The 13,296-nt window shown below is 46.5% G+C and carries 9 protein-coding genes; 3 read left to right on the top strand and 6 right to left on the bottom strand.

Features of this window, described 5'->3' with window-relative positions; genetic code table 11:
• Positions 1 to 14: 14 nt before the first annotated feature.
• Positions 15 to 2,147: a hypothetical protein gene (locus OEZ43_05780; GenBank protein ID MDH5545082.1), complete on the top strand. Its 2,133-nt coding sequence runs from the start codon at positions 15 to 17 to the stop codon at positions 2,145 to 2,147.
• A gap of 118 nt (positions 2,148 to 2,265) precedes the next feature.
• Here OEZ43_05780 and OEZ43_05775 read toward each other — a convergent pair whose 3' ends face one another.
• Together OEZ43_05775 and OEZ43_05770 are read right to left on the bottom strand one after the other, a co-directional pair.
• Positions 2,266 to 3,609: a hypothetical protein gene (locus tag OEZ43_05775; protein ID MDH5545081.1), complete on the bottom strand. Its 1,344-nt coding sequence runs from the start codon at positions 3,607 to 3,609 to the stop codon at positions 2,266 to 2,268.
• A gap of 181 nt (positions 3,610 to 3,790) precedes the next feature.
• Positions 3,791 to 4,927 (bottom strand): hypothetical protein, encoded by a 1,137-nt coding sequence (locus tag OEZ43_05770; protein MDH5545080.1) that lies wholly within the window; start codon positions 4,925 to 4,927, stop codon positions 3,791 to 3,793.
• Positions 4,928 to 5,227: 300 nt separating this feature from the next.
• On the opposite strand from OEZ43_05770, the gene OEZ43_05765 reads away from it, so the two are divergent.
• Both OEZ43_05765 and OEZ43_05760 read left to right on the top strand, forming a co-directional pair.
• Positions 5,228 to 6,043, top strand: a complete 816-nt coding sequence (locus OEZ43_05765) for a DUF6502 family protein (protein MDH5545079.1) — start codon at positions 5,228 to 5,230, stop codon at positions 6,041 to 6,043.
• A 3-nt stretch (positions 6,044 to 6,046) separates the two neighbouring features.
• A complete protein-coding gene (locus tag OEZ43_05760) occupies positions 6,047 to 9,517 on the top strand; it encodes a chitobiase/beta-hexosaminidase C-terminal domain-containing protein (protein MDH5545078.1) in 3,471 nt (1,156 codons plus the stop codon).
• A 130-nt stretch (positions 9,518 to 9,647) separates the two neighbouring features.
• On the opposite strand, the gene OEZ43_05755 is transcribed toward OEZ43_05760, so the two are convergent.
• From OEZ43_05755 to OEZ43_05740, 4 genes are read right to left on the bottom strand one after another with little or no spacing between them, the layout of a single operon-like run.
• The gene (locus tag OEZ43_05755; protein ID MDH5545077.1) at positions 9,648 to 10,154 is read right to left on the bottom strand and encodes a hypothetical protein; all 507 of its coding nucleotides are present in this window, start codon (positions 10,152 to 10,154) and stop codon (positions 9,648 to 9,650) included.
• 24 nt (positions 10,155 to 10,178) lie between these two features.
• Positions 10,179 to 11,285 carry a hypothetical protein gene (locus tag OEZ43_05750; protein ID MDH5545076.1) on the bottom strand — a complete coding sequence of 369 codons (1,107 nt, stop codon included), beginning with the start codon at positions 11,283 to 11,285 and terminating at the stop codon, positions 10,179 to 10,181.
• On the bottom strand, positions 11,278 to 11,664 hold the full coding sequence (locus OEZ43_05745) for a hypothetical protein (protein MDH5545075.1): 387 nt from the start codon (positions 11,662 to 11,664) through the stop codon (positions 11,278 to 11,280). The genes OEZ43_05750 and OEZ43_05745 overlap by 8 nt, the downstream gene beginning before the upstream one ends.
• A 16-nt stretch (positions 11,665 to 11,680) precedes the next feature.
• A complete protein-coding gene (locus OEZ43_05740) occupies positions 11,681 to 12,979 on the bottom strand; it encodes a hypothetical protein (GenBank protein ID MDH5545074.1) in 1,299 nt (432 codons plus the stop codon).
• Positions 12,980 to 13,296: the final 317 nt, after the last annotated feature.

Below are 13,296 nucleotides of genomic sequence, written 5' to 3'. Positions count from 1 at the left end.
GTAGTGAGTTTTTCATGAAAACGCAATCACCTATACAACTCGTAAATTTTGTCTTTCTAGTATCTGTTCTGATGTTGTTGATAGCCATCTATGTATTGGCAACATGGATTCCATGGACAGGCGTACGATTGTCTGTTGTCAATAGTGATCTAGGTAAACAGGTTCAAGTAGTGGACGTGGCAGGCTCCTATTCTGAAGATCTTGTCGGAAAGAGAGTGCTTGCCTTGCGAGGTTCTGACCTGCGTATGGAAACGACAGTGAAAAATATGCTGGAGATTCCTGATCAATTGCCTAGCTATCAGCAGTATAACCAGTTTTTTGTAGACCATACGATGTTCTACAGAATACTTATGAATAGTCCAGAACTTGTTTTGATCGATGGGAATACCGTTTCGCTGAAAAAATGGAACTCAGGTTCCATACTGATGAAGATCCCATTTCGATTCTGGTTGACGCAGCTTATTGCAATATGTGCTCTTATAATTTCGGTTATGGTGTGGAGTTTTAGAAGAAAAGAATATTTCGCCAGGTATTTCTTGTTCCTTGGTGTAGGTACATACATTATTGTCTATAGCACATCGATTTACATCTCTCGTGAGATAACGCTAGATCCGACACTATTTTATCTACTGTCGGTACTTGGTACGTTTGGTAGTCTTCTTTTTGTGTATTCGCTGCTGGTAATATTTTCTTGTTACCCAACAAAGCTATTTGGACGCAGATACGTCATAACGGTGTATCTGATTATGATGGGACTGTGGGTAAATCAGACTGGGCAGATATATGAATGGCCGCTACATGCCTACCATATTCACAGCAATGTGTTGATGCTTGTAATGATGACCGTCCTCATGATTGTTCAATGGGTGATGGCGAAAAACAACCCGCTTTCTCGTACGGCGATACGTTGGACGCTGCTTTTTGCGTTTTTTACTACGGGTGTTGCTACCTCGATCTATTTTGTTCCGGTCATGCTTGGAAATGTACCGAAGGTGGATGCATCAGTGGTTTTTTCTCTAATGTTTTTGTTTTATGTAGGGGTCGCGATTGGCGTATCCCGCTATCGATTGATGGAAATTGACCGATATTGGCAACCCGTCATTGCGTGGATAGGCTTGGGTTTCTTATTTTTGCTAATTGATCTGTTTATGTTGTATGTACTGGATGTCAGTCGCAACCTGGCATTCTTCTCCAGTATTATTCTGGTTGCCTGGGTATACTTGCCGCTGCGGCAGTTTGTTCTTTCACGTACACGAAATAGTGTCGGCATCTTGCATGCGGTGCCGGTGATACTGAACAGTATCGTCATGAATAGAAATCGAGATGAAGTTGAGAACAATTGGCGATCTTTATTGTCAGCCTTGTTCAGGCCTGTATCGATAGACCGTGCAAACAGTGATGGAGGGCATTTGTTATTAGACGAGGGTTTGGCCTTGTCTACCAAGGTGCCAGGCATTGATACTCGGCTTATCATGAATTTGAAAAATGGTGGACGGAATTTGTTCAATGCCGACGACCTTGGCTTGTTGCAACAGATATATGACATCGGAAAAGAGCTACTTTCTCTTCAATGGCATCATGAGCGTGTAAGAGAGGAGGAGCGCAAACGTATTATGCGCGACTTACATGATGAACTAGGCGGAAAGCTGCTGGCGATTGCGCAGTTATCGGACGGGACAGATATTGGGGAACGCGTCAGAGACTGTTTAAAGACCTTGAGAGCTATTATCTATACGATTGACGATAACGGAAAGAAAAGCATTAAAGTCTGGATGCTTGAGTGGCAAGATGAGTTTGAAAAAAGAGCAGAAATAGGTCGATTGTCAGTCATCTGGAAGCTTGTTGACGAGAGTGCAATTTCACTTACCCCACGTCAGCAGTTTAATATTTACTATATTCTCAGCGAGTTACTTACCAACGCTATTAGGCATGCGCAAGCGAACGAAGTCGTTATCGAAATGGTCTCTACTGAAAACCGTTTTCAGATCAATTTTTCGGACAATGGGAAGTCTGGCTCGCCACAGCAATGGATCAAAGGGAAGGGTTTAAACAATATACGCACACGTATAGATGAGTTGGGTGGAGAAGTGTTGTGGGAAAGAGTGGCAGAAAAGACCTGTGTGCGAATGCAGATATGTGAAGAATAGTGTGTTAGCTACCTAAACTTTATGTCTGTCTAAATTTAATCGGGGAAAAATTCTGCTTTGGTTCTAGTAATTGCAAATGAGAAACTCACTAAAAGTTGATTGTACACAGCTAGGAATACTAAAACAAACACGGCTCTGCCTCGGCGGGCGTCTTCTGGTTAGCGAATATTTTGAGCAGTAAATCCGGACGAAACATCGTTTCGGGAGGTTCCAACATGTGTAAGACTTTTATGTACGCAATGGCCACATCTCGGTTTTTTGTTGCGGCGCGATTTATCATGTCGCCAATACGATGAATGGCCGTGATACCGAATTGGCGATAATCTGTTTGCGTGTCTGGCCAACGTAAATCTTCGTTACCCGAAATCGACCAGGCCTGTTCATAAATACGTGTGATATCCCGTTGAAGACTGGCTATGGGTTTCGCCGTTCCCAGTCCCTGTTTAAGTTTCTGTAAGGATATTGCGCTGGTCGCCATACCCTGTCCATATACCGGATTAAAAGATGAAACGGCGTCTCCTACAACTAAAATATTGTGAGGCCAGTCTCCTGTCTTCGCGTAGTAGTTTATCTTAGTCTCCGACTTTTTGAAGACATCGATTCGATCAGGAGCGGCGTCTTTTACCGCCTGATAAAGCATGTCTGACAATAGTCCATGACTGCATGAGAGAATATCGATCCATTCACGCGGTGGAATGTTTTTGTTATACCCGTAGAGGGTAAACATAGTCTGTCCATTTTCAATCTTGAATAATCCTCCCCCAGTAGGGCCTTCAGTTACTCTGGGAAGAATGATCAGGCCATTGGTGTTCTCCGGCGTATTGACACTTGGTAGCCAGGCGGTGATATAGGTGATGTTTGGCTTCATATGAATGCTACGGGTGCTGATTCCAATTGAATCAAGCAGGCCGGAAATATCGCTCGTCTGCCCACGTGCGTCGACAACAAAATCGAACGTATATTGACCCGTGCCGTTTTCGTCTTCAAGGGCAAGGGTGTGGTCCCCGAGTGGACTGAGCACCAGACGACTTAAACGCGTGCGCGGTTTGAGTATCAGATTTTTTACCCGCTCCACTGTCATTTGTCTGATGACTCCCTCCAGCAGGCTGCGTGACTGAGAAAATATTTCGATCTCGCTTCGCGTTACCGGTAGCCAACCCTTGGTAAAGAGAGAACGCACATTGGCTAGCGCGTCGGAGACGATTGAGCCTTCCTTTAGTAGTCGTTCGCGTATGCCGGGCAGGATATCTTCCAGCGCCCGCAAGCCGCCCGAGAGCAGGACGTGAGTATGATACGACTGAGGTGTATAGCGACGATGGGTGTTGATTGTTCCTAACGGGATGTCGTCTCTGTCTATCAAGGTTACCTTGTCAAAATAGGGGGAAAGAACATTGGCAGCCAGCAGTCCAGAATAGCTGGCACCAATTATTGCTACTGATTTTCCCAGTTTGTCGTTTTCCATAGTGTCGTCCGTGGTTCCGGTCTATTGGTTGCCCGCCAGGCATTATTTCAGATTCCGCTCGAGTGTGCCAAATGATTGTGACATTGCCTCGAATAGCGAGTGTCGTGAATAACCCTGGTCAATGCATTAAAGAGAACTTTCCGTCGAACCACGTCTTACTAAAGTGACTGGGAGTGGCGACTTAGAAGCGAACTGACATTTCCATATAGCTCAAGGTTTCATTGCGTAATGGCAAACGTAGTAGTATCGGATAGTGATTACGTGAGCCGCCAAAGCGTACTTCATCAAATAGAAAAAATTCTTTAACCGTAAAGCGCCAGGAGTATCCGAGCATGTTGGAAAATACTTCATTCGAGTATGAGGCCTCGACGTCTAAACTGATTCCTCCTTTGTCTCCCGACCAGACGAGAATGTTTCGCTTGTTGGTGTTGCCCCAATACTTTTTCCAGCTAAGCAATGGTAAACGGTAGGTAAACAATAGACCATCAATGCTGAACTCATCTGAATTAGCATGTATATAGGCTTCAAGCTGAAGGTCGTGATTGACCAGATACTTGTCGTCACGATAAACAAGGCCAATCTGAATGGTTTTGCTAGCGCGAACATATTTCACTTCGGGTTCGAGCGAACCGAATTCTACTGGTAAGCCAAATCTCCGCGACAGACCTAGACGTTGCAGTACCCAGTTACTAATTGCGCTTCGTAACTGGTACCCGTTGAGTGAAAACTCGCTGTAGTATTCATGTGTGCTGGTATAAGTCACAGGACAATTAGTATCTGGGTTTAAGGTAGAGGAGAACACCCTGTTTCCTGAGCCGTCGGTGTTAACTATCGGGTTTTCGAGAACGTGGTAACCAAAAATGAATCTAAATTTTTCACGATAAGCTGTACGAATTCCTGTCACGAAATCTGATTTTCGCCACTGTCGTTGAAAGTCCGGGCTATCGCAAGAGGGCATTGCGGTGTCTGTATTAGTGTTGAGTTGAAGTTGCTCTCCAATAAGAAAGCCTCCGACACTCAGATCCTTGATATTCAAGGCAAGAGAAAAAAGCCCCTGCACTTGATCAACTACTCGTTGCTCCTGACCAGTATCGGTAGGAATCGCAAACACGGAATCTGTACTGTAGCCGCCAATATCAAACAAAAAATTAAAATCTCCACCGGCGAGGGATGGCCCTAGATTCTTCCACGCACGGTCGATGCTTACGCCCGATTGAGAGAGACGATCAAATCCATCCGCATCGATGGTCTGCGCGCACCATGCAGAATATGGCGTCATCAATAATGTCGAGATTGCGGTGAGAATGAGGAAGCGCATAGCACTCCTTAGTTGGCAGAAAATCGGATTTTCGAAAGGCTATGCAGCAAGATCGGTTCCGGATGTATATCGCGTTCCCAACTCATAGCCTCAGCGGTTTTCACGGCGTATCGTTGGGGAGGAATTCCCCTGCTTGAATTTGCAGCGTAGATTTTATCTTGGATAAAATTCATAATAATAAAAAATACAAAAAGATATGAACGCAAATTCATGTATTGTCTATCGTACAGGTCAAGATATGCGGGAAAATAATCCCGTGAAATATTGACAAATCTCACACGTGGGATTATTTTCCCGCATATGAGAGATATCAAAACAACCCTAAGCAAGGCGGTTTTTAATATGCTGAACCCACTGGTCCGGCTGCTGCTGCGCTTCGACATGTCACACAGCGAATTTTCCGAGATCGCCCGCCGTTCCTACGTGCATGTGGCGAAAACAGATTTCGCGATTCCCGGTCGTGCGCCGACCCATTCCCATGTTGCGGTGATCACGGGCTTGAGTCGTAAGGAAGTGGTGCGCCTGAGTGAGGTTCCTGCCGATGAGGCGCCACAGACGCGTGGACCATTAAATCGCGCAACACGCGTCATTAGCGGCTGGATGCAGGATGCGGAATTCGTCGATTCGACAGGGCAACCCAGAATATTGGCGTTGCGTGGTGAGCCGGGCAGTTTTGATGAACTGGTGACGCGCTATAGCGGTGATATCAGTTCTCGCGCAGTGCTTGATGAGTTGCTTCGCGTTGGCGCTGTAGAGAGAGTTGATAAACAGTATGTTCGTTTGCTGAACAAGGGCTATATCCCGCGCAAGGATGAACCAGAACTGGTACGGGTGCTATCCAAACATGTCGCCGATCATCTGGATACAGCGGTTCACAATATTGCACAGGATGAGAAAGATGCACGTTTTCAGCGTCAGGTGACATATCACGAGATGCCGCTCAGCATCATCGAAGAATTCAGAGAATTTAGTCATCAGCGATCTATGGATTTGCTGGTGGAGTTTGATCAATGGTTGGCGGAGCGCAAGAAAAATATCTCTGCCGACAATGATGAGACAAAGGGGAGAGTTGGCGTGGGAGTTTATTTTTTCCAGAACGATAAACAAGAGGATTAGGTAATGAGACTCTTAAACGGATGTAAGAAAGTATTTTTATCAGGGGTGATCATCGCCTTGTTCCAGGGTTGTGGAGGAGGTGACGGTATCGATGGAACCGGTTTGAGAGGAACTGTTGCGGTTGGCGCCGCGCTCGGCAATACGGAAGTTGTCATACGTGACGTCAACGGTAGACGTCAGTCAGTGACTACAGACAACGACGGTCACTACGCGGTAACGCTACAAAACATGGCACCGCCATTTTTACTCCGCGCAAAGACGACGGAAACAAAAAGTCTTTACAGTATTGCCTATGCCGGTGGCGTGACAAATATTCACCCCATCTCGGATCTCGTATTACGCAATTGGTTTGCTGTGCAGGATAGAGATATTGATCAGGATTTTGAGTCAGACGAAACGATTGTGAACGCACCGGCCAGAGAGGCAATCGATGCGAATGTTGTAGCGCTAGAAGCATTGTTGGCAAGCTTGTACGATGAACTCGGTGTAGCAAGTGATTTTGATTTTCTAAACTCGGAATTCGATGCTGACGGTACCGGCTTTGATCAGGTGCTTGATCAGCTTCACGTTAGTTATAACCGCTACAACGTCACCGTGAACATCATAAATCCACAACTGAACATACAAGGTACGTTGCTACGCCTGGATCTGGGGAACAGTCTTGCTGACGAAGATGCGCTGGCGCCTCAGCAAGTACAAGACGTGGTTGCGCTTAATGCAGGACAGGGAAAAACGTTTGTTTTGTGGAATGTGGCAACGGATAACATCGGCGTTGCAGCCTACAATGTCTATCGAGACGACGTGTTACTTGGCGCCACGCCTTATCCGGTATTTGTCGATAGTGGACTGACTTCCGGGGTGCAATATTGTTATGTGGTAGAAGCTGTCGATGGCGCAGGAAATCGAAGTGAAAAAAGCGCCGAAGCCTGTGTCACTGCTCAAAATGACAACGATACGCAAGCGCCTGCGCCGATTAGTCAGCTCAGCGTGACATCTCACACCTCAAGTAGCCTGTCTTTGCAATGGACGGCATCGCCAAGTAACGATGTACGCGCTTATACCATCTATCGGCGTTTGGCCGATGAAACCGCGAGTCGAATCGCCAGTGTGTTCGCCACAGGATTTGAGGACAACGAGCTGCGTCCTGATACACAGTATTGCTATGGAGTCAGCGCAGTCGACGCGGTGGGTAATGAATCTGCAATGAGTGATTTCGTTTGCGCTACAACGCTGAGCGAAGATCCGGCCGATACGCGTCCTCCCGTTAGCAGCGTTTCACCCGTTGGAGGTAGTTACACTGCGCCGATACTGGTCAGTTTGCGATGTGATGACGGTTACGGTTCCGGGTGTCGTGCGATTCATTACACTCTCGATGGAAGCGAACCGGGATTGAACTCAACCGTGTATACCAGCGCATTCCGGCTGGAACAGGATACAGAGTTACGTTTCTTTGGCGTGGACAGAGCTGGAAATCGTGAGGCACCGGCCAATCGCGCACATTTTACTTTTAACGACAGTCAATCGAGCTCGGCAAAAGTGGGTTTTGCCAATGCATCATACAGCGCGACTGAAGCCGATGGCGGTGTGCTGGTACAGGTTATCCGCAGTGGTGATGCGTCATCTGCGCTTAGCGTTAATTTTCAGACAGCTGATGTATCGGCGATAGCGGGCGAGGACTATGAAAGTGTTTCCGGCACTCTGAGTTGGGCAGCAGGAGACGCGCAAAACAAGGAAATTGTCATTCCTGTGAGAGGAGACAAACTCAATGAGGCGGATGAAACTTTTATGATTACGCTGGACTCCCTGGCAGGAAATGCATCATTGGGCGTGAGTTCTACTATTGTTCGCCTCGCCAATAGAAGTTGCGATGGCGTGATCGATAGCGACATACGGGTTAATACGACGATTTCAGCGCCTTGTAATGTCGTTACGCGGGATATCAGTGTCGAGAATAACGCCAATCTCTCAATACTGCCTGGCGTGACGCTAATTTTTAACAGCAATGCCGGAATACGCGTGCAGAGTGATGGTTCGCTGACCGCGAATGGACAGGCGCAAAAGCCTATTTTCATGACGGCGGCCAGTCATACACCGGGATACTGGAATGGCATTATTTTCTATGGTTCCAACAATGCTCGAAATCAGTTGAGTCATGCCTATATTGAATACGCAGGAAACAGTCGCAACGGTACTGCCAATATTGTCAGTTTTGGTGGTACGACACGTTTGCAGTTGAGGCATTTGCATCTGCGTCACAGTAGTGCTTATGGACTTGAGCTTTACGATGGAACTTTGCTCGATGCATTTTCCGGCAACAGGCTATACAACAACGACACCACCGCAAAGTTGCCAGCGAATTTGTTTGGCAAGCTCGATACCGAGAGTGTCTATGCCGGAAATACCAAAGACTATATTGCGACTGGCAGCAACCAAAGGATAAGCGATCCTCAGACATGGCGTGCGATTGGCGTTCCGTATCGTAGCGGCACGATAATCGTAGAGACAGATCTGGTGCTTGCTGCAGGTGCCAAGCTAATATTTGAAACCAATGGCAGTATGCGGGTTGAATCGACAGGCAGTCTGCGTGCAATTGGGACGGAATCCAGGCCGATACTATTGACTGCCGTCAGCCCAACCCCGGGTACCTGGAACGGACTCGGTTTCTACGATTCCAATAGCGTTAACAATGCACTTGAGTACGTTACGATTGAATATGGCGGAAGAGGCGATACCAATGGCGATGGCAATCTTTACACCTATCATCAGACAAATCGCTTAAGCGTAAAAAATTCCACTCTGCGTAAGAGCGGCGCCTACGGATTTGATTTCTATGGTGACGGCAATATCATAACGTTCGAAAACAATAGCATTACTGAAAACGAAGGTGCCAGCGGTCGCATTGAGATTTCCTCTGTGCATGTGCTGAATGACAGTTCGTCATTTACCGGAAATACCTTCGACAAAGTTGAGATAACGAACAACCAGCTTGTACAGGATAGTGTTTGGCAGGCGATAGGCGTGGATTATCACTACAGTAATACGCTGAACATCCGTGCCGCACTAAGCGTCTCACCTGGCGTCACTATGGTTGCTGATAGCAATGTGTATATCAATGTAGACAGCGACGGTACGTTTTCTGCCGTGGGCGAAACCGATACCCCGATTGTGTTTACCAGCAAGAACCAAAGTCCCGGCGCATGGGGTGGCATACAGTTCGTATTTACAGATTCTATCGATAACAGAATCAGTAATAGCGTCATTGAATTTGCCGGCAGTACGGTTGGTCAGAAGGCTGCGGCGATAACCTTGTATGGCTCAAACTCCGGCGCCAATATCAGCGATAACGATATTGTGAACAGCGGCGACATGGGGATTTGGGTGTATAATGGCGCCAACACTTATGGTGTTGACTTGCTGGCAAGGAATAGCTTTGTGAACATTCCTGCAGATAAGCAAGTCGTGTATGGTCAGTGATCTAAACATCGGCCGTCCCTTTGAAGGGACGGCCTCTTTAGTGTGCGAAAAATTGTTTTGGCTTACGTCATCGAATATTGATTCTGATATGACTGTTTTTCTGGACATCTAATTCAAAACAAGAAATTCCCTAGTACATCGGAGACGATGAAAGCTCGTTCATAATAATGTCATAGCTAAACAGCAAGAACGCCAGCGCGATGGTGGTTTTGACGAAGAAGATCGTCCATTGCTGGAAATCAAAGTACCAGAGCATGAGATACTTCCATCCAAATACCGCAGCGAACTGCACTGCGGTCAGTGTCAGAATCATCACTATATCGGTCTCAACTTCTGAGTAAAACCCGATTGAAGTGTAGATGAAAAAGGCAAATAGTATCAGCGCAAAGACCATCGTCGACGCGAGAAACAGTGCGTTCAGGGTAAAAAGTAAAAACGCCTCTCTGAACCCTCTTGTCATGGCCAGCCCGATATCCTCACCGAGTACGTTATATCGGTAAAAAGAATAGGCGGCGAAAAACACGACGACAACTATACATCCGTAGACAAACCATGGATGCATTTTTCCCATGGCCTGCTGGTTAGGTTCAATATTGGCTTCTCTAATCTGTTCGTGGGAGGGTGAGATTTTTTTCATAGCGTTAGACTCCTATAGGATTTTCTATATTTCAGGAAACGTGAGCATATAAAGTACGTACAGATACAGTACAACTGGTGCACCGAGATAGAACATTACTCGTAGCGTCTGCTTTGTATCTTTGAGCAACTCTTGCCAGAAACTTCCCATGCTGTAGAAATATTTGAGATTGTCGGACGGATAATGCATTACCATCAGTATCCATGACAGGCTTTTATAGAGCTCACCCTGATTCAGCAATGCCGATTTGTATCCCTGGTCGCCATGACTCTCAATTTCCTCGCGCACTTCGACAAGATAGTCATGGAGTCTCTTGAGATACGACGATGATGGGATAACAAGAAGTTTTTTCAGAGACAGAGTATGGTTCCTGTCGAAGTTGTTACAGGCATACTTCAGTTCGTTTTTACAGTGGGAACAGTAGAATAGGCCGTGACCGTCGGTATAAAATCCAAAATTGTTATTGCATGAGTGACAGCGAAGTATGAGATCGCATCCGCACTTTTGACAATGATAAAGGGCGATATCAAAGTGGCCGGAAGGTTGGCTTTGTTTCCCGTCATAGAGATTAAAATCGTCTGGGAGCTCTCCGTCTACTTCTTCTCCCAACTTTTCAAGTTGCTTTTGTCCCTGGTCGTTCTTGTTCTTCTTCCTTTCCAATATCTGATGCAGGCTCGTATGCGACGATCGCAGAGGCGTATCCCTGAATGCGTTCCCGTTCAATACATTCTTTACCCTGAGGGCAAACCACTCCAGGGAAAACAAAATGGCTAGAAGCAATATCACCAGACCCCAGGAGATCCAGACTTTATAATAGAGTGGGTCAGCGTCGTAGCTACGCCACATGCGGGTAATGCCGGGAATCGAAACCAGTGGAGTATAAAGAAACATCGGGATCACGATGAATGCAAATATGCCGCTCCCATCGTCGGTGTCCCACGTTTTCCACATCCATCTGGAAGAAAAAATGAATATCAGAAGCCCGACAAATAGTTGTTGGATTCCCACCTTGTACTCGGAGTTGTTGGTACGTTCAAACTCTTCATTACCAATGAAGTAAATCTCAAAACTCATTTGAAGAATAAAGAAAAATGCCGTCATTAAGACGACATAAATTCCGCCTCTATTCACGGTCTATTTGACCTCCACGACGACTTACGCTTTCGATTGCCTTAATGATCCTGTTTACGCCGAGCAAGCCACGCTTGAATGTATATACTTCACCGCTGCGCATTAACAGATTAAAGCCCTTCATGAAAAAGTTTTCGGTTTGCTCAACAGAAAGGATATCGGCTACGTCTAATTCATAAATGCTACCGTTTTCGCCGGAATCCATGCCAGTGAGTACATAGGTGCCCACAGCCGCACCGATAGACAGATCATGTTCGACTTTCATTAAAATGCGTTTGTCGGTAATGAACAGTTTGACGATCCAGATACCGCTGGCCTGCGGGGGGACAAAATTCACCCCCCACTTGCCAACCAGGGTTTCATTTTTTGACAGTTCCATGATACCCCCTTGAAAACTAGCGCAGGTAAGGTGGTGCAGTGCTAGTGCTGATTTTGCTCACTACCCACTTGCCGTCTTTTAAAAGGGCGTGCAGACCAAGTCTTTCCTGATAGCTTCCCGTTTTTCCGATCTGTATAACAGGGTCGGATGTTTTCCAGTAACCCAGTTCCACCATCTTTTTCTTGTCACGAGTTTTGTGCAGGAGACCGAAGACGAAGAATATGTCGCTATCATTTCCTTTGAGAGCGCTGTACTTACTGAATTTGGTCTGGATATCACCGTTGACCTCCAGTTCTACCTTGAGGTCGTGAGCCTTGTTTTTCGCGTCGCTTAGTCGACTAAGCGCGGCTGGATCAAAGTAGGCAGATAGTTTGTCATGCGCGCCATCGCCACCCTCATAGAATGACTTTAGGTCGGAAAATACGTTGTTTGCGAATTGACCGAAAGCCTTGGAGGATGCGACTGGAAAGTCGCGCTTGACAGTCCCGTTGGCCAGTTTTTCATATCCCGCAGTTTCAAAAGTTTCATACATTTCATCGCCAGCAGGACGCCCTTTTTCCTTGGGATAGAACTTGACCATATTGAATGTGGCCTTTTCGCTTCCACTGTTGTCTTTCTCTACATTGATAGTCATTTCGATAGTGGTTTTTTCAATCGTCTTGAACACAAAATCATCGGATTCGAAGCGAGCAAGATCCGCTTCCATAGCCACCGTAAAGCGACGTTCTTTCATGCTCATGTTAAGCGACTTGGCGTCATATTCCAGCGTCTCTGGATAGAAGCGAATCACATTTTTTAAATCCGCCCAGGGTTGGCTTTTTGCGTTGCGATAGGCCTCCAGCGCCTCCCTCATATACGCAGCCTGGCTGTCGTTGCCCATGCTCGTTGCGCCACGGATATTGACCGAGTACTGGAAAACCTCGGCGACATACCACTCGTCCAGCAACTGGCACTCGACAACTGTCGGGCAGGATGTGCGCATATATCGCACGCCAATTGGTTGCTCAAACCATTGACCTGTTTTGTCTTTCGGGCTGATGAATTTGTAGGTGATAATGGCCTGGTCTTTGGGCCAGCCGGTCAACAATTTGCCAACTTTGGAATGTTCCAGCTGAACGCCATTTTGGGCACCCTGTGGCTTCACCAGTTCCACCTTTAATTGTTCGGGCTTTACCTTGAACTGCTTGGCGGAAAAGATGTGGTAGTTTTTGGATTTGATAATTTTCAGCGCTTCCTTGACGTCAGGAAGTGGAGGTGCGGCACTCACTGTGGCCGCGGACAATAGCATCGCTACGAAACTCAAAGATCTAATCATTGGAAAGGTTCCCTATATGTTCGGATAAAATAGTTGCTGACTTCTCAATGACTACATGTCGGCAAACAGATTTCTGAGCGCACCCCTGAGTGGGGGGGAGGGCAATTAGATTTTCTTAATTGAAATTTTTGCACTCAAGCAATCGTTAAAACTGAGCTTTAGTGTGGAGGCGAAATTCGGTTTGTCACCCTCGACTAGCTCAACAGACCATACAGTCTGTTTATGGACAGTTTTTGTCGGGGGATGGCCGGTATTCCTTATGATAAGATAGCTCGCTCGACATAAGCCTGCGATAAAGACACTGCTCTAGAGTATGG

It is taken from the genome of Gammaproteobacteria bacterium, from assembly GCA_029881255.1.
In the GTDB taxonomy this organism is placed as follows: Bacteria; Pseudomonadota; Gammaproteobacteria; order S012-40; family S012-40; genus JAOUMY01.
The sequence above is the reverse complement of the archived record's forward strand: the minus strand, read 5'-3'. Positions and strand labels throughout refer to the sequence as shown.